The following is an 18,818-nucleotide window of genomic DNA, read 5'->3' on the forward strand; positions in this document are numbered from 1 at the left end:
CTCACTTATTTCGCTTTTGCTCTTGAAACAGGAATATAAATAATTTGTCCTGTAGTTAAATATATATCTTCTGTTTGATTGACACGGTATAAGTTTTGTACAGATGTTTCATAACGTTCTGCAACAGATTCGATCGTATCTCCTTCTTGCACGAAATACATTCTTAACTTTGTAAATTCTTCTTCCGGTTCTTTCGTAAATAATTTCGTTAAATAAAGCGCATTTTCATCTCGCTGTGAATACGTTTCTTCTTCTTGCTCTTCTTGTTTTTTCGCTTTTTCTTTCTTGAAATCTTTTCGTCCGAACAATTCAAATTGCGGCGTTGTTTCTTTCTCCTCTTCACGCTCTACAAATTCATGTTCTTCTATTTCCTCTTCTTCTACTTCCTGCTCTTTTCTTTCTTCTAGTTGGAACGGTTCAAACGCGTAATCTTCCCACTCATCTGATTCCTTATAAGCTGGTTCTTCTACTTGCGGCGTCGGTCTATTTTCATCCTCTTGCGCTGAATCAACTTCCAACTCAGCATACGCCGTTTCTTCCTCTTCCTCTTCATCCTCGATTCGTTCTTCATCACATAAACCTGTAATAGATATATCCGCTAATAATTGTAAGCAACCATTTTCCTTTAGCTCATAATCAAATTCCTCGATAGATACATATAGTTCTTCAATTACTTTCACACGATTTCTCGGGATTGATATTTCAAGCGGAAAGGAATGAACAAGTTCATTAACCCCATCTTCTCTCGTTTCTACATAATCTATTGACTTCGCTGGCGATAAATCTCTTAATGAATAAGCTGAATCATCTTGCCTTGCAACATACTCTCCCGTTAAATCTAATTGCCCTCTCACAATTACCTCATGATCAAGCTCTTCTATCTCAACGTCTGGATCTAACGAAATTGACAAAAGTTCTTCGACTTCCTGTCCTTTTTGGAACCAAACAGATTCTTTTAATGAAAAACGTAATGAATGATCTGTTGCCACTTCTTTTCCCCCTCCCAAACTATATGTCATTACAGATTTATGTACGGAAAGCTGACTTTATGAATAAAAAAAATCGCCCCCCTTACGGAGAGCGATTTTCTTTATTCAATTAAGCTTTTAATTTTGACATGGCAATTTCAGCCGCTGCAATCGTCGCTTCAATATCTGCATCACTATGTGCTGTCGATAAGAATAAACCTTCGAATTGAGATGGTGGCAAGAATACACCTTGCTCTACCATTTCACGATAGTAAGCTGCAAAGAATTCTAAGTTTGAAGATTTTGCTGCATCGTAATTAATAACTGGTTCGTCTGTAAAGAAGATACCAATCATAGAACCCGCACGGTTAATATGATGCGGAATGCCATGTTTTTCAGCCGCTTTACGTAAACCAGCTTCTAACATTTCAGCTTTACGCTCGAATTCTACATACGATTCTGGCGTTAACTGTACTAACGTTTCATAACCTGCTGCCATTGCTAGTGGGTTACCTGATAAAGTACCCGCTTGATAAATTGGTCCGCTTGGTGCAACTTGGCGCATAATTTCTGCTTTACCACCGTATGCTCCTACCGGTAATCCACCACCGATTACTTTACCTAAACAAGTTAAATCAGGTGTTACACCGTAATAACCTTGTCCACAATTATAAGCAACACGGAATCCTGTCATTACTTCATCAAAAATAAGCAATGCGCCATTTTGCTCTGTTACTTCACGAAGACCTTCTAAAAATCCTGGTTGCGGAGGAACAACACCCATATTCCCTGCTACTGGTTCTACAATGACACAAGCAATATCATCACCGAATTGTTCGAAAGCGTATTTCACACTTTCTAAATCGTTATACGCTACTGTAATCGTATTTTTCGCTACACCTTCTGGTACACCAGGGCTATCTGGTAAACCTAGCGTTGCTACACCAGAACCCGCTTTAATTAATAACGAGTCACCATGACCGTGATAACAACCGATAAATTTCAAAATTTTGTTACGCCCTGTATAACCACGAGCTAAACGTAGCGCACTCATTGTCGCTTCTGTTCCAGAGTTAACCATACGCACAATCTCAATTGATGGAACACGCTCAATAACAAGTTTCGCTAATTTATTTTCAATTTCCGTTGGAGCACCGAAGCTCGTACCTTTTTCAGCAACAGCTTTTAAAGCCTCAACAACACGATCATTTGCATGACCATGAATTAAAGGACCCCATGATAATACGTAATCGATGTATTCATTTCCATCGATATCATATACTTTAGAGCCTTTTCCACGCTCCATAAACAACGGATTCATACCGACAGACTTAAAAGCACGAACTGGGCTATTTACGCCACCAGGCATTAAATCTTGAGCCTCTTCAAACGCTGCAATCGACTTATCAAACTTTTTCATTATTTAGCGCCTCCTTCTTGTAACCATCTTGCTGCATCTTTCGCATGATACGTAATAATTAAATCTGCTCCTGCGCGTTTCATACTAATTAATTTTTCAAGTACAACTTCTTTTTCATTAATCCAGCCATTTTGCGCTGCCGCTTTAATCATTGAATATTCACCGCTTACGTTATAAGCAACGACTGGTAAATTAAAGTTATTTTTCACATCACGAACGATATCTAAGTAAGAAAGAGCTGGCTTTACAATTAAGAAATCTGCCCCTTCCATTACATCTGATTCTGCTTCACGGAATGCTTCCATGCGGTTCGCTGGGTCCATTTGATATGTTTTACGATCACCAAATTGCGGTGCACCATGCGCCGCATCACGGAATGGTCCGTAAAATGCTGATGAATATTTAACAGCGTACGACATAACTGGTACATGTCCAAAACCATTTTCATCTAATGCGTGGCGAATTGCTGTTACGAATCCGTCCATCATGTTTGATGGCGCAATAATGTCCGCTCCTGCTTTCGCTTGGCTTACAGCTGTTTTTGCAAGAACTGCAAGAGACTCGTCATTTAAAATAATACCATCTTCAATTACACCGCAATGACCATGGCTTGTAAATTGACATAAACATGTATCCGCAACTACTACTAGATCGGGGAATTCACCTTTAATTTGCTGAATCGCGCGTTGCACAATTCCATGATCACAATATGCTGATGATCCAACTTCATCTTTTTCAGCAGGTAAACCAAATACAATAACAGAACGAATACCTAAATCAACAACTTCTTGCATTTCAGCTTGCAATAAATCTAAAGATATTTGATATACGCCTGGCATAGAAGGCACTTCATTACGAACATTCTCTCCTTCTAATACAAAAATAGGGTAAATAAAATCTTCCGTATGTAAAAACGTTTCACGCACAAGCGCACGCATGCCTCCACTTTGTCTTAAGCGACGATGACGATTAAATTGTAAAGAGTTCATAGATTTCTATCCCCATTCTTTTATTTTATAGATTCACAAACACATTGTAGTAATGCTTCTACAGTGTACTCTTTCGGCATAATAATATGCGGAAAATAAAGGCTCGCCTCTTTTTCCGTAATAGGCCCTATACAAGCAATTGTACATTTTTTTGTCCATTCTCTCCAGTTTGTATCCTCAAGTAAACGAACAAAACTCGTAACAGTGGAAGGGCTCGTAAATGTAATAATGTCTACTTTCCCTAACTTCAATGCTTCTATAAGCTCTTGCTTTTTCTCTACATTTTCTTTCGTACCATATACGATAAGCTCATCTAGAGAAACACCCATTTCACGAAGCGCAACTGGAATTACGTCTCTTGCTAAATTCCCTTTCGGAAATAAAATACGTTCGTTTCCACTTAATCTTTTTACAAACTCTTCTGCAAATACTTCTGCAACAAATGAAGTTGGAACAAAATCCACTCGATAGCCTCGCTTTTCTAACTCTAACTTTGTTTTCACACCTACTGCAGCAATTTTAGTCGTTACAGGTAGCTTCTGTCTCAAACGATCTAGAAAAAAAGCTACCCCATTTTTACTCGTAAAAATAACCCAGTCATACGAATGTAACTGCCCTGCTATATGTTGAATTTGCCTATGAGACATACCTTCCATACGCAAAAGCGGAATTTCCAATGGAATTCCGCTCTTTTCTTTCACCGCTACACTCATTTGTTTTGCTTGATGCTGGGCACGTGTAATCAATACCGTTTTGCCAGCGAGAGCGTTCATATTTATTGTTGCCCCTTATTTGCAGCAAGAATGAGTTCTTTTGCGCCTTGGTTAATTAAACGGTCCGCAGCCTCTAATCCTACTTTCTCTGGATCAGTTCCTACTACTGTCTCTTTCAATAAAACCGAACCGTCCATAGACCCGACAAGAGCTGTTAATTCGATTGCATCGTTTTCCGTAAGAGTTGCATATCCAGCGATTGGAACTTGGCATCCACCTTCAAGTTTATGAAGAAATACGCGTTCTGCTGCCACTGTTTTTTCTGTTATTCCATCATTCATATGAGCTAACAACTGCAGTAAATCCTTATCATCCTCACGACACTCAATCGCTAATGCACCTTGTCCTACAGCAGGTACACATAACGTCTCATCTAAATGTTCTGTAATAACTTCATTATCCCAGCCCATTCTTTGTAATCCTGCTGTCGCTAAAATAATTGCATCGTAATCTTCTTCTTTTAATTTGCGTAAACGTGTATCGATATTTCCGCGAATCCACTTCACTTGTAAGTCTGGTCTCGCAGCGAGTAGCTGTGCACTACGTCTTAAACTACTCGTACCTAAAATAGCGCCTTCTGCTAACTCTTTAAACGACGCTCCGTTTTTTGAGATAAAAGCATCACGAGGGTCAACACGCTTTGGTGTACAACCGATCATTAATCCTTCTGGAAGTACGGCCGGCATATCTTTCATACTATGTACAGCCATATCAATTTCTTTCGTAAGTAGCGCATGTTCAATCTCTTTCACAAACAAGCCTTTGCCACCTACTTTTGAAAGAGTAACATCTAAAATTACATCGCCTTTTGTGACGATTTCTTTCACTTCAAATTCATATGGTAAACCTAGCGCTTTTAACTGATCAATAAACCAGTTTGTTTGCGTTAATGCTAATTTACTCTTTCGTGACCCTACAATAATTTTGCGCATAATTTTCTCTCCTCATTATAAATACCAAAAGTGGAAGTTGGATAAACTGCTTAATAGAAAAATGTTAATTAGCATTACGAGAAATGCTCCGATGTTCCACTGCACGATTTTCTTCCCTAGCAATACATCTGCCGCTCGTAAATATAGACCAGCACAATATATAAACAGAACGACAAAAGACCCGATTACTTTCGTATCATACCAATGGAAATTGTCCAATTTTGTATATCCCCATATGCATCCTAATAAAATAGCTAGTAAGAAAAATGGAACAGAAAATAAATTTAATCCGTAAGACATCGATTCTAGCTTCGGTAAATTCCCTAACCTTCTTAATCTCGCATTCCATTTTTTCTTTTTTAATAGGCGATATTGCAATAAATACATAATAGAAAAAATGAACGATACAGTGAAAGTTGCATAAGAAATAATAGCCATACCGACATGTACGTATACAAGTTCCGAAACTAATTGCTCTGCAAGTACCGGCGACATCTTTCCGAGCGGTGTAAAAATAGAAAAAGCGCTTACGCCAAATGCTACAACATTTGTAAAAAAGACTAAAAAATCGATTCTCATAAATCGATTAATGACTAAAGACATCGTAATCAATAGCCAAACATAAAAATAAATCCCTGATAATAAAGTTAAAAGAGGGTTCGTTTCTGAATCTGTAGCTCTAAGCAACATAAAAATAGAATGCAGAACCCACACAATCGAAAGTAACCAAAAAGCAAATCGGTTCGCCTTTCGGTTACTTTGGAAATAATCTATAAAATATAAACTAATGCTACAAGCATATAAAATAATTGCAATATGATAAATAATACTGTTATTTAAAAAACTCATCCGATCATCCTTCCAAATTATAAAGATGGAACGGATGGTGTCCACGCTCTTTTATGTTCTACTTCTTCCGCACGACTCTCTACGTCTTCCATTTCTAAATCGAAAATCTTTGCAAATAACGCTAATTTTTCGTCTGCTCCCTCTTCAGCAGCTATTTCTTTCGCTACTAAAATTGGGTCTTTTAATAATTGATTAATAATACTTTTCGTATGCTTACTAATTACTTTTCTCTCACGATCACTAAGATTCGGTATTTTTCGTTCCAGACTTTCCATCGTTTCACTTTGGATAGCAAGTGCCTTATCACGAAGAGCTGATATTAACGGAACGACACCAAGTGTACTTAACCACGTTTTAAATACAACAATTTCCTCTTCAATCATAAATTGAATTTTCTCTGCTTCTTTTAAACGTTCAGCACGGTTCGCTTCCACTACTCCTTGCAAATCATCAATGTCATACAAGAAAGAACCTTCTAGCTCATCAATTGCTGGATCAATATCACGCGGCACTGCAATATCAACCATAAATAATGGACGACCAGAGCGCATTTTCTCTACCTTTGTCATCATCTCTTTCGTAATGACATAATCCGATGCACCAGTTGAACTAATTAAAATATCAGCTTCTAATAATGCACATTGTAATTCACTTAAAGGTTTTGCATGTCCCATATATTTCTCAGCCATTATTTCTGCTTTTGAAAGCGTCCTATTCATGACTGTTACTTTACGAGCACCGCTTCCATATAAGTTCTGTAGTGCAAGTTCACCCATTTTACCAGCACCGAGAATAAGCACGTGACAATCTGTTAACTCGCCGAATATTTTCTTTCCTAGCTCAACAGCAGCATAACTAACAGACATCGCACTTTCACCAATTGTCGTTTCTGAGTGAGCACGTTTCGCCAATGTAATAACTTGCTTAAACAATTCATTAAAAATTGTCCCTGTTGCTTTTACTTGTTGCGCTTCTAAAAAGCTATCTTTTATTTGACCTAAAATTTGCGTCTCTCCAACTACCATAGAATCTAAACCGCACGTTACGCGGAATAAATGATCAATTGCACCATCTTGTTCAAAAATAGTTAAATATGGTGCGACTTCTTCTATTTCAAGCTGAAACCAATCAGCTAAAAACTTCTTAATATAATACCGTCCCGTGTGTAATTGATCGACAACAGCATAAACCTCAGTGCGATTACAAGTTGATACAATGACATTCTCTAACACGCTCTTTTGATTTTGTAATGTAGTCATTGCTTGCTCTAGCTCTGCTGCCTGAAATGTGAGTTTCTCACGAAATTCTACAGGGGCTGTTCGATAATTTACACTAACAACAAGAATATGCACGCAGCATGTCCCCCTTCACCCGTTTTATCACTTTATCTACTATCATAATACAACTTTCCTCTTATGAATCTGACAATCGTGTGAACAACCGATTATTTTTTTATTTATTCTCCATATGTAAGAAAGGAGATTCAGTAAAATGAATAAAATTTTTCTACTTTATAATGATTATAAATTAATAACTCTATTTGTACGTTACCAAAAAAAGCCCTCATAATCAAGTGATGGAAACTATTCCATATAAATTATAACATCATCTTTCCTATCTTCTTTCATCATGAAGGAAAATATGTATGATTGTTCCAAATTGTAGCACAAACTTTCTCAATACAATGTATTTGACATTGTATTTCTTTTTCGTTATATTGATTTTACAAAATTAAATTGTGCACAACTTAATTAGAAAGGAGTCATTCATGACAGAAGATTCTTTGCATCTCGATAATCAACTTTGTTTTTCTATTTATGCTTGTTCTAGAGAGGTTACACGCTTTTACCGACCATATTTAGAAGAAATGGGCATTACGTATCCACAGTACATTACTTTACTCGTACTATGGGAGCAAGATGGATTAACAGTAAAAGAAATTGGAGAACGTCTATTTTTAGATTCCGGTACGTTAACACCTATGTTAAAACGAATGGAATCATTAAACCTTGTAAAACGCGTTCGTTCCAAAGAAGATGAGCGAAAAGTGTGTATTGAATTAACAGAACAAGGAAAAGATTTACAAGATAAGGCTTGTTCATTGCCGACAACGATGGCAACAAATTTAGGAATTACAGAACAAGAATATCGTTCTTTATTAATTCAATTAAATAAACTAATTGAAACAATGAAAACAATTAATGATAGAAAAGGGGAATAAACATGGATAAATTATATACTGCTTCAGTAACTGCTACAGGTGGAAGAAATGGAAAAGTAGTATCAGATGATGGCATATTAAATCTTGATGTGAAAATGCCGAAAGCACTAGGTGGTGCAGGCGGAGAGGCAACAAATCCAGAACAACTATTTGCTGCTGGTTACGCTGCTTGTTTTGATAGTGCATTACAACTTGTCATTCGTACGAAACGTGTGAAAGTAGAAAGTACAGAAGTAACTGCTCACGTTTCTATCGGAAAAGATACAGACGGTGGTTTCGGCCTATCTGCTGTACTTGATGTACATGTCGCTGGCGTTTCACATAGCGAAGCACAAGAACTTGTAGAAGCCGCTCACGGCGTATGTCCTTACTCTAAAGCAACACGAGGAAATATTGAGGTTACATTAAACGTACGCTAAAAGTGTATAAAGAAAAAAACGCGCGACATTCGTCACGCGTTTTTTGTTTTTGTAAATTTATGAATTGCTTTCCACGCTTCTTCTTTCCCAAGCCCTGTTTCAGAAGAGAATAGAACGACTTCATCGCCACTTTCAATATCAAGCGTTTCTTTTACAACTTTTAAATGCTTTTGCCATTTCCCTTTCGGAATTTTATCGGCTTTCGTTGCAATAATAATGGTTGGAATGTCATAATGCTTTAAGAAATCATACATCATTACATCATCATTTGTTGGTTTGTGACGTAAATCAACTACTAATACAGCTGCATCTAATTGCTCACGTGTTGTAAAATACGTTTCAATCATTTTACCCCAAGCCGCGCGCTCTGTTTTAGATACTTTCGCATATCCGTAACCTGGAACGTCCACAAAGTGCATCATCTCATTAATTAAGAAGAAGTTTAATGTTTGTGTTTTTCCTGGTTTAGAAGAAATACGTACTAACTTTTTACGATTTAAAATTTTATTAATAAAGGAAGACTTCCCGACATTTGAACGACCTGCTAATGCAATTTCTGGTAAGTCACCGTCTGGATATTGTTCTGGTTTAACAGCACTAATTACAATGTCTGCTTTTGTTACTTTCATTGTTTCACTCCTACTAATGCGTGCTCCAATACTTCATCTAAATGAGATGCAAGCACAAACGTAAGGTTTTCTTTTACGCTCTCTGGAATATCATCTAAATCTTTCTCATTTTCCGCTGGTAAAATAATCTTTGTTAAACCTGCGCGGTGAGCACTTAATGTTTTTTCTTTTAAACCACCAATCGGTAATACACGACCACGAAGTGTAATTTCACCTGTCATCCCCACTTCTTTACTTACAGGAATACCTGTTAGCGCAGAAATAAGTGCCGTTGCCATCGTAATACCTGCTGACGGTCCATCCTTTGGAACTGCTCCTTCTGGAACATGAATATGAATATCATTTTTCTCATGGAAATCAGGATCAATCTGAAGCTCTTCTGCACGAGAACGAATATAGCTAAACGCTGCTTGCGCGGATTCTTTCATAACATCCCCAAGTTTCCCTGTTAAAATTAATTTCCCTTTACCTGGCGCTACAGACACTTCAATCGCCAGTGTATCGCCACCTGCTGCCGTATACGCTAAACCTGTCGCCATACCAACTTGGTCTGTTTTTTCAGCTTGCCCATAACGGAATATGTGCTTACCAAGTAAATCAACAACGTTTTTCTCTGTTACTACAATACGCTTACGTTCTGCTGTAACGATAATCTTTGCTGCTTTACGACAAACCTTTGCAATTTGGCGCTCTAATGTACGAACACCAGCCTCACGTGTATAATAGCGGATAATTTCAAGAAGCGCTTCATCACGTACTTGTAAATTACCTTTTCGTAAGCCATGCTCTTTTAATTGTTTCGGCAATAAATGTTCACGAGCAATGTGAACTTTTTCAAGCTCTGTATAGCCAGCAATCGAAATAATTTCCATACGGTCAAGTAACGGACCTGGAATACTGGAAAGTGTATTCGCAGTTGCTACAAACATAACTTTCGATAGATCATATGGTTCTTCAATATAATGATCACTGAAGTTATGGTTTTGTTCTGGGTCTAACACTTCAAGTAATGCTGCTGAAGGATCTCCACGGAAATCGTTAGACATTTTATCAATTTCATCTAATAAGAAGACTGGATTAACTGATTTCGCCTTTTTCATACCTTGAATAATACGTCCTGGCATTGCTCCAACGTACGTACGACGGTGACCACGAATTTCAGATTCATCACGCACACCACCAAGGGATACACGGACAAAATTACGATTTAATGATGTTGCAATAGAACGCGCTAACGAAGTTTTTCCGACCCCAGGTGGTCCTACTAAACAAAGGATAGGCCCTTTTAATGAATTCGTTAACTTCTGTACCGCTAAATATTCAAGTACGCGCTCTTTCACTTTCTCAAGACCGTAATGATCTTTGTTTAAAATCTCTTCAGAATGAGCAAGATCAATCATATCTTCTGTTGCCTCTGTCCACGGAAGTGCTAATAACCAATCGATATAATTGCGAATAACACCGCTCTCCGCAGAACTTGCTGGTAACTTTTCATAACGATCTAATTCTTTCAGTGCGGCCTTCATTGTTTCTTCAGGCATTCCTGACTGTTCAATTTTCTCACGAAGTTCTTCAACTTCCCCGCCCTTACCTTCTTTATCGCCAAGTTCAGTTTGAATCGCCTTCATTTGCTCACGTAAAAAATATTCTTTTTGCGTGCGCTCCATTGAACGTTTCACTTTTTGTCCAATTTTCTTTTCTAAACTAAGTAATTCTTGTTCATCTTGAATAATTGAAATAAGTGTATGTAATCGTTCTTTCACAGATATGATTTCTAAAATCTCTTGTTTCTGCTTCGTTTTAATTGGCAAGTGAGAAGCAATTAAATCCGCTAATCTTCCTGGCTCTTCTACATCAGCTACCGTTGCAAATGTTTCATTTGAAACCTTTTTCGAAACTTTAATATATTGTTCGAAATGCTCCAGTAATGTGCGCATAAGAGCTTTCTCTTCTAAATCAGCTTCCACTTCTTCCGTTATCGTTTTAATAGAAACTTGCACTACATTTTCTTCTTCGATAAACTCTACTACTTCTGCTCTATGTAAACCTTCTACAAGGACACGAAGCGTACCGTTAGGCAATTTTAACATTTGCTTCACTTTCGCCACTGTACCTACACTATATATGTCATCTTCTTTCGGATCATCGATATTCATTTCTTTTTGCATTGCTAAAAAGATGATATTTTCATCTATTGCCGCCTGCTCTAGTGCTTGTATCGATTTATCACGTCCTACATCAAGATGCAGAACCATCGTTGGATATACGAGAACGCCTCTTAATGGTAGGAGGGGCACGATTCTTTCATTCGTATTCATACTAGACATAGCACCTCCATAATAAATTAAACTCCTGTTCAACTATTTTATATTACAATACATCTAGATGCAATTGCAGAGATTCTCCGCAACTGTAAATCCCTCGTTTTTTCTCCCTTATAAAAGAAAAAAGACTCCGCTTAAGCATACAAACTTAAACGAAGTCTGGCAAATACTATTATCGTTCATTCTCACATTGATTGTGCATCTGTTTCGTCTATCGTAGTATGTACATCGAGCTCTCGATGTATATTTTCCTGTATAAACGTTAGCTCAAATACTTCCTTCAACTTCCGAACAGGAATAATTTCAATTCCTTTTATTGTATACAAAAATGGTTGCATGTTTTCAGCAGGAATGATAACTTTTTTAGCTCCTGCCTTTTTCGCAGCTTTTATTTTTGCGTACACACCACCGATAGGTTTCACTTCCCCGTGTATACTTATCTCACCAGTCATCGCTACTTCATTATTCACATACGTATGATGCACTGCTGAATACACACCTGTTGCCATAGCAATTCCCGCCGAAGGCCCATCAATCGGGATACCACCTGGAAAATTAATATGTATATCGTACCCTTCTGGCAATACATCTAGAGATCGAAGCACTGTTAATACATTATCTACAGAACCTTTCGCCATACTTTTACGACGAATGGATTTCGTTTGACTACCAATGCTTTCCTCTTCAACAATTCCGGTAACATTTACCGATCCTTTATCTTTCGCCTTGATTGCTGTTACTTCAATTTCTAATAACGCACCTGTATTTGGTCCGTATACAGCAAGTCCATTTACAAGACCGATTCTCGGAATAGGGTAAATGCGTTTTTCATACTTCGGTGTAAGTTGACTAGAGTGAACAACCCACTCTATATCTTCATCTTTAATGAAAGGACGTTCTTCATTTATTGCCATTCCAGCAGAAATTTGTACAAGATTAATCGCTTCTCGCCCATTTCTCGCATACATCCCAATCATTTCAATACCATTTTCACCGATTTGCATTTCCACTTTTTCAGCCGCATTCTTTGCTACTTTTTGAATTTCTTCTGTATCTAACTCACGGAAGAACACTTCTAAACAGCGCGACCGAATAGCAGGAGGTATCTCATCTGGCGAACGTGTCGTCGCCCCAACTAAGCGAAAATCGGCTGGTAAACCTTTTTGAAAGATATCATGTATATACGTTGGAATCATCGTATTTTCTTCACTATAGTATGCACTTTCCAAAAACACTTTTCGATCTTCTAGCACCTTTAACATTTTGTTCATTTGAATCGGATGTAGTTCACCTATCTCATCAATAAACAAAATACCACCGTGAGCATCTGTTACCGCACCTTTTTTCGGTTGCGGAATACCTGCTTGCCCCATCGCACCAGCACCTTGATAAATTGGATCATGCACCGAACCAATTAAAGGGTCTGCAATACCACGTTCATCAAACCGAGCTGTCGTCGCATCCAGTTCAATAAATGTTGCATTTGTGCGAAATGGAGATTTCGGATTTCGTTTTGCTTCTTCTAATACGAGACGCGCTGCCGCTGTCTTTCCGACACCTGGCGGACCATATATAATCACATGTTGCGGGTTTGGACCACAAAGAGCCGCTTTTAACGACTTAATCCCGTCCTCTTGCCCTACAATATCTAAAAAGGATGTAGGACGCACCTTTTCCGCAAGCGGCTCTGTTAAAGAAATCTCGCGCATTTTACGAAGCTGTTCTAATTCTTTTTTTGATTCTCGATCAATTGAAACTTTTTGTGTTCGCTGATTTCGAAGTAAATGCCAAAAATACAATCCGACAATTACACCAAAAACAAGTTGAACAAGTAAAAATATATTTGTCCAGCTCATCATTTATTTCCTCCCGCAATGTTTTATCTCTTAGTATTTCCGCGGAGGAACATAGCTAAACATAAAGAAAAACAGCAATTATAAAAATTGCTGTTTCTCCTTCGCATTATGCAGATGTTTTTGTATCAAGTACAGTACCGTCTTGTAACACCAATTTTGGTGCTGCATTATCAGCTACTGTTTCTTTTGTAAGAATACACTTCTCGATATCTTTGCGAGATGGTAGCTCGAACATTACCTCAAGCATTAAGCCTTCAATAATAGAACGAAGTCCACGAGCACCTGTTTTACGTTCAATTGCTTTTTTCGCAATCTCAATTAGTGCGCCTTCTTCAAACTCTAACTCAACATCGTCAAGCTCCAATAGTTTTTGGAATTGCTTAACAAGTGCATTTTTCGGTTTCGTTAAAATATCAACAAGAGCATCTTCATCAAGCGGCTCTAGGTTCGCAATAACTGGAAGACGACCGATAAACTCTGGAATTAAACCAAATCTTAAAAGGTCCTCTGGTAATACGTGAGATAAAACATGCTTCTCATTTACATCAGCATTTTTCTTCTCCGAACCAAATCCAATTACTTTTTCACCAAGACGACGTTTAATAATTGGCTCGATGCCATCAAACGCCCCACCACAGATGAATAAGATGTTCGTTGTATCAATTTGAATAAACTCTTGATGCGGATGCTTACGGCCACCTTGAGGTGGAACGCTTGCTACAGTACCTTCTAAAATTTTCAGAAGTGCCTGCTGCACACCTTCACCAGATACATCACGTGTAATTGATGGATTTTCAGACTTACGTGCCACTTTATCAATCTCATCAATATAAATGATTCCTTTTTCCGCTTTTTCTACATCATAATCAGCTGCTTGGATTAATTTAAGTAAGATGTTTTCTACATCTTCCCCAACGTATCCAGCTTCAGTTAAAGATGTTGCGTCCGCGATTGCAAATGGAACATTTAAAATACGCGCTAACGTTTGTGCCAGTAATGTTTTACCACTACCTGTTGGCCCGATAAGTGCGATATTACTCTTCGCTAATTCTACATCATCAATTTTGCTGTTAGAATTAATGCGTTTGTAATGGTTATATACCGCTACCGCTAGTGCTTTTTTCGCGTTATCTTGTCCGATGACATACTCATCTAAAATTTCACGAATTTCTACCGGTTTCGGTACATCTTTGAATTCTACTTCTTCGTCTTTCGCAAGCTCCTCTTGTACAATTTCAGTACAAAGTTCGATACACTCGTCACAAATGTAAACACCTGGACCTGCAACTAACTTTCGGACTTGCGTTTGTGTTTTACCACAGAAAGAACATTTTAATTGCCCTTTTTCATCATTAAATTTAAACATATTTTCACACCCCTTACAAAGTGCTAACCTCTTGCCTTCGTATGTACACGATAAATGTATCGTATGTAAATACATATTATGTCACTACGTGGCGAGAAATACAAATAATATGACTAGTTATGTACAAATAAAAAGTTTTTAAAACTTTTGAAATATGTATATTCGACTTATTAAGGAAGTTTTCCTTCTTCATCGAAAAGTTTTATAAATATATTTCTATATTTATAAAACAAGGCACGATTAAAATCGCGCCTTGTTATTTTATTATGCAGCGTTTTCTACTAAGAAGTCTACAGCTTTACGAACTTTAAGATCTTCAGCTAAAGCGTCTACGCTTCCAAGAGCTTGCTTGATAGCGTCTACTGGCATACCGTACATTTCAGCCATTTTTTCAACTTCTGCAGTTACTTCTTCTTCAGTAACTTCGATGTTTTCAGCTTCAATGATAGCTTCAAGAACAAGGTTGATTCTTACGCGTTTTTGAGCGTCTTCTTTCATTTGCTCTTTTAACTTGTCAGCATCAGTACCTGTGAATTGGTAGTAAAGCTCAAGGTTCATACCTTGTTGGCTTAAACGTTGCTCGAATTCACGAACCATACGATCTAACTCAGTGTCGATCATAGCTTCTGGAATGTCGATTTCAGCGTTAGCAGCAGCTAATTCTACTACTTCGTCACGTACTTTGTGCTCAGCTTCATGCTTTTTGCCTTCTTCTAAGTTTGTGCGAAGTTTTGCTTTTAATTCATCAAGAGTTGCAACCGCTTCGTCAGCTTCTTTAGCGAACTCGTCGTTTAACTCAGGAAGTTCTTTTGTTTTGATTTCGTGAACTGTTACTTTGAATGTTGCTGGTTTGCCAGCTAATTCAGCAGCATGGTACTCTTCTGGGAATGATACTTCAACGTCTTTAGACTCACCAGATTTAAGACCAATTACTTGCTCTTCGAAACCTGGGATGAATGTACCAGAACCGATTGCTAGAGAATAGTTTTCGCCTTTTCCGCCTTCAAATGCTTCGCCATCAACGAAACCTTCGAAGTCGATTACAGCTGTATCACCGTTTTCAACAGTTCCTTCTTCTTTAACAACTAGTTCAGCTTGACGCTCTTGTAAAGATTTTAATTCGTTCTCTACATCTTCGTCAGTTACAGTTGTTTCAACTTTTTCTACTGCTAAACCTTTGTACTCACCTAATTTAACTTCAGGTTTCACTGTAACTTTTGCAGTGAAGATAAGGTTAGCATTTTTTTCGAACTTCTCGATGTCGATTTCAGGATGAGCAACTGGGAAGATACCAGCTTCATCGATCGCTTCACCGTATGCTTTTGGTAAGATGATATCTAAAGCATCTTGGTATAAAGATTCGATACCAAAGCGTTGTTCGAATAACGGACGAGGCATTTTTCCTTTACGGAAACCTGGTACGTTGATTGTTTTTACTACTTTTTTGAACGCAGCGTCGATAGAGTTGTTTACTTCTTTAGCATCAACTTCGATTGTTAAAACGCCTACGTTACCTTCTAATTTTTCCCATTTTGCAGCCATTTATTCTTTCCCTCCAACTATAATAATGTATGCACATACCTCTATAGATTAAGATCTTCATTATCTCTTTTTTGAAATAACAAAAGTACAAATAATCCTCTAGCAAAAGCTTTCAGATATAATGTTCCAATCTACTAATTGCCTAAAAGACAACTACGGTATATTTTGTTCGAGAATAATATGAAACATATTAAGTAAGAGAATTACACTTCTCTTCTCTTACAAACAGGCAGATTTCTGCCTTTTGCAACCCTTACATTATAACATAGAATATGCTCGTTTCAAGAACCGAACGATTCTTTTTCATAATTATACGGGCAAATATCCTTCTCTTTCGACACGTAATAACCATTGATAGGCAATATGAAACTCTTCTAATTCAATATTATACGCTGTCATAAGCTCTTCTTCATTAATAGTCAATCCGAAACGCTTTCTACCAATTCTCTCTAAAACAGCAGCCCAAATCTCCACTTTATCCATTAATAGAGCGAATGGGAAAACGCTAATTTGCAACTCTTTCCAATATGTAACCATCGCATCAAATATATCAGGATAATTTTGTTCTAATCGACTTGATAATGTATGTATAATGTTATCGGATTGCTCCTCATTATGACCTGTAAATGCTGGAATTACCTTGATCGTATTCCCAAACTTTTCTACCTCTATCTCTTCTTCTATTTGATTTTCTATCATTTTATATAAAATAGAAGTTTTCAAATAAGGGTGCTGTTTTTCGTCTATTAAAAATTTCTTTAAAATAGGTAATGCAAGATCTAAGTCTTTTAACGAAAGTTGCTGAATCGCTCTTAGCTTTTGCCCAAAGTTTTCTCCAAATATTTCATTAGTAAATTCATCTAACTCAAAATTCGAATCAACTCGTGATGTATCTACTTCATTTAACATACCTTCTGCAAATAAAGCGAGCTGTGCTAATTTTTCCTTTTGTTCCGGCATTATATCTTTCGTTTGCAAAACTTTTTCAACAGTTTCAATAACGCCTTCATAATCATTTGTTTGAACTAAAATTGTCACATACGTTTCAAGAATATCACCAAATAAGACCGCTCCTGTTTCCAGTAACTGTTCACATTTCTCTTTCGCTTCTTCCATATGTTTTAATTCTAACAAACAAATAACCGAAGCTAGTTCCGTTTGTTCCGTTTCTGCATTATACTGACGTAATATTTCAAAGCAGCGCAATGCATCTTCGAATTTCCGCTCTTTCAGCGCTAAAAAACCTTCATCAATATAGCGCTCTGATAGTTGCGGAAACAATACGACCGTATTTTCTTTTTTATCCATACGTCCGCCTCTTTTTCTAGATTTTAATTATCTTTAAAGTAAATATATCAAATGAGTAATGAGAACACAACATCCCGAAACCCTTTGTTTGAAATATAGAAATATTTAATTTTTACATTTCAATACAAGTGAATTCCTACTCAAAATTAAAAATATGCAAATAAAAACCCTCAGCAATTCAAGCAGAGGATTCATCATTAATGGAAAGCTTTTATAATAGTGGGGTATATAACAAGGGTAATAATTTGGAGAACAATAATTGCCATAACAATCATGCTAAAGTAGAAGATTGGTTTACTTCGCTTCATTAAAAACATAATGATAAGCATCGTACAAGCAAACAAACTTAAGAAGAACAAACTCGTTGTCGAACTAAGTATACCACTCGGGACAAAGAACAATAACACTACACTACAAGTACCTATAATTCCAAATAACCATTCCATTCATTCACTCATTCCCTTTCCCTCTCATGGTAGTTTCCTCTAAGCGATTAAATGTTTTACAACATCAACTACATACGTTAATTTCTCATACGCTACAAATCCAAAAGCAACTGTTAAACCCGTTACGATTAATCCCTTCATTATTTCTTCCTCCTCGTTTTATCGTTGTTACCTTCATTATAGAGGATTAGCAATTTGTTACCATCGAACTACCTTACAGTTACCTTACAGAATTGTAAGATTTCAAATGCACAAGTAAATTTAGCAGAGCAATTTAAAGAAATGAACGAAATCGCCTTTAACTGGCTCGTTGATACGAAGAAACAATATAATGTGAAAGATTATGGTTTTGTATTTGAGAAGTTTATTAATAACTAAACAGAAAACCTTGTTATCAAAAGATAACAAGGTTTTTTCAGCGTCCCAGGAGAATTTCGAGCTCCCACTCCGCCCATTTCCGTACTATTTTATATATTTTGATCGCAGTCTTAATATATCTTCCTCTTCTCGAATACCTGCCGATCCTTTCCTCACATTTTTTACGATAGTCCAATCCGGGTTGGTTTCATCACCGATGTTCTGTACTGTAAAGTTGCCATCACCATATTTTCGGTAACCTTCTGCCAATTTCTCCGTTAAATCGTTCTCATTTGATCTCGCCATCTTTGCGCCATCTCCCTTTTTTATACAACCTTCTTAAACTGTCTAACCAATCACAGGTCTAGTCAATTGGAGATTCTCGTTTTCCGCTTCTATTCATTGTAACACACTAACAA

Annotated in this window: 17 protein-coding genes and 1 pseudogene; 3 read left to right on the forward strand and 15 right to left on the reverse strand. The window is 37.2% G+C overall.

What is annotated here, in order from left to right:
• Positions 1-5 precede the first annotated feature (5 nt).
• The 7 genes from spoVID to hemA form a co-directional block, all read right to left on the reverse strand.
• Complete coding sequence (spoVID, locus tag ACTFNE_RS03785; protein ID WP_001973756.1) at positions 6-1,019, reverse strand: stage VI sporulation protein D; 1,014 nt, start codon at positions 1,017-1,019, stop codon at positions 6-8.
• Positions 1,020-1,098: 79 nt separating this feature from the next.
• Entirely contained in the window at positions 1,099-2,388 is a 1,290-nt protein-coding gene (gene hemL, locus ACTFNE_RS03790) for a glutamate-1-semialdehyde 2,1-aminomutase (protein ID WP_000712926.1), read from the reverse strand.
• Positions 2,388-3,377 (reverse strand): porphobilinogen synthase, encoded by a 990-nt coding sequence (gene hemB / locus ACTFNE_RS03795; protein ID WP_001087058.1) that lies wholly within the window; start codon positions 3,375-3,377, stop codon positions 2,388-2,390. Before hemB ends, hemL begins: the two co-directional genes overlap by 1 nt.
• A gap of 20 nt (positions 3,378-3,397) precedes the next feature.
• Positions 3,398-4,150 (reverse strand): uroporphyrinogen-III synthase, encoded by a 753-nt coding sequence (hemD, locus tag ACTFNE_RS03800; protein WP_098487261.1) that lies wholly within the window; start codon positions 4,148-4,150, stop codon positions 3,398-3,400.
• A 2-nt stretch (positions 4,151-4,152) separates the two neighbouring features.
• Positions 4,153-5,082 (reverse strand): hydroxymethylbilane synthase, encoded by a 930-nt coding sequence (hemC, locus tag ACTFNE_RS03805; RefSeq protein ID WP_046198108.1) that lies wholly within the window; start codon positions 5,080-5,082, stop codon positions 4,153-4,155.
• 15 nt (positions 5,083-5,097) lie between these two features.
• A complete protein-coding gene (locus ACTFNE_RS03810) occupies positions 5,098-5,931 on the reverse strand; it encodes a cytochrome C assembly family protein (protein ID WP_046198109.1) in 834 nt (277 codons plus the stop codon).
• Between the two features lie 17 nt (positions 5,932-5,948).
• Positions 5,949-7,283, reverse strand: coding sequence for a glutamyl-tRNA reductase (gene hemA / locus ACTFNE_RS03815; RefSeq protein WP_000547851.1), 1,335 nt, complete (start codon positions 7,281-7,283; stop codon positions 5,949-5,951).
• Positions 7,284-7,699: 416 nt separating this feature from the next.
• Here hemA and ACTFNE_RS03820 point away from each other — a divergent pair, with 416 nt between their 5' ends.
• Positions 7,700-8,152 carry a MarR family winged helix-turn-helix transcriptional regulator gene (locus ACTFNE_RS03820; protein ID WP_000133920.1) on the forward strand — a complete coding sequence of 151 codons (453 nt, stop codon included), beginning with the start codon at positions 7,700-7,702 and terminating at the stop codon, positions 8,150-8,152.
• A 2-nt stretch (positions 8,153-8,154) separates the two neighbouring features.
• Positions 8,155-8,571, forward strand: a complete 417-nt coding sequence (locus ACTFNE_RS03825; RefSeq protein ID WP_000359781.1) for an organic hydroperoxide resistance protein — start codon at positions 8,155-8,157, stop codon at positions 8,569-8,571.
• Between the two features lie 32 nt (positions 8,572-8,603).
• Here ACTFNE_RS03825 and ysxC read toward each other — a convergent pair whose 3' ends face one another.
• From ysxC to ACTFNE_RS03860, 7 genes are all read right to left on the reverse strand, one after another.
• The gene (gene ysxC / locus ACTFNE_RS03830; protein ID WP_000869113.1) at positions 8,604-9,200 is read right to left on the reverse strand and encodes a ribosome biogenesis GTP-binding protein YsxC; all 597 of its coding nucleotides are present in this window, start codon (positions 9,198-9,200) and stop codon (positions 8,604-8,606) included.
• Positions 9,197-11,527 (reverse strand): endopeptidase La, encoded by a 2,331-nt coding sequence (gene lon / locus ACTFNE_RS03835; RefSeq protein ID WP_046198110.1) that lies wholly within the window; start codon positions 11,525-11,527, stop codon positions 9,197-9,199. Before lon ends, ysxC begins: the two co-directional genes overlap by 4 nt.
• Before the next feature lie 182 nt (positions 11,528-11,709).
• Positions 11,710-13,380 (reverse strand): ATP-dependent protease LonB, encoded by a 1,671-nt coding sequence (gene lonB / locus ACTFNE_RS03840; protein WP_014481760.1) that lies wholly within the window; start codon positions 13,378-13,380, stop codon positions 11,710-11,712.
• A gap of 106 nt (positions 13,381-13,486) precedes the next feature.
• Positions 13,487-14,746, reverse strand: a complete 1,260-nt coding sequence (clpX, locus tag ACTFNE_RS03845) for an ATP-dependent protease ATP-binding subunit ClpX (protein WP_000472282.1) — start codon at positions 14,744-14,746, stop codon at positions 13,487-13,489.
• Between the two features lie 264 nt (positions 14,747-15,010).
• The gene (tig, locus tag ACTFNE_RS03850; protein ID WP_000729253.1) at positions 15,011-16,288 is read right to left on the reverse strand and encodes a trigger factor; all 1,278 of its coding nucleotides are present in this window, start codon (positions 16,286-16,288) and stop codon (positions 15,011-15,013) included.
• A 309-nt stretch (positions 16,289-16,597) separates the two neighbouring features.
• The gene (locus ACTFNE_RS03855; protein WP_046198111.1) at positions 16,598-17,596 is read right to left on the reverse strand and encodes a hypothetical protein; all 999 of its coding nucleotides are present in this window, start codon (positions 17,594-17,596) and stop codon (positions 16,598-16,600) included.
• A gap of 197 nt (positions 17,597-17,793) precedes the next feature.
• A complete protein-coding gene (locus tag ACTFNE_RS03860; RefSeq protein WP_001983650.1) occupies positions 17,794-18,042 on the reverse strand; it encodes a hypothetical protein in 249 nt (82 codons plus the stop codon).
• A 237-nt stretch (positions 18,043-18,279) separates the two neighbouring features.
• On the opposite strand from ACTFNE_RS03860, the pseudogene ACTFNE_RS03865 reads away from it, so the two are divergent.
• Positions 18,280-18,420: pseudogene (locus tag ACTFNE_RS03865) on the forward strand (YvbH-like oligomerization domain-containing protein); the annotation flags it as partial.
• 84 nt (positions 18,421-18,504) lie between these two features.
• Here the strand turns inward: ACTFNE_RS03865 and ACTFNE_RS03870 are convergent.
• Positions 18,505-18,705 carry a cytoplasmic protein gene (locus ACTFNE_RS03870; RefSeq protein ID WP_270705122.1) on the reverse strand — a complete coding sequence of 67 codons (201 nt, stop codon included), beginning with the start codon at positions 18,703-18,705 and terminating at the stop codon, positions 18,505-18,507.
• Positions 18,706-18,818: the final 113 nt, after the last annotated feature.

The sequence above is a fragment of the Bacillus cereus group sp. MYBKT111-2 genome (assembly GCF_051915205.1).
GTDB lineage: Bacteria > Bacillota > Bacilli > Bacillales > Bacillaceae_G > Bacillus_A > Bacillus_A paranthracis.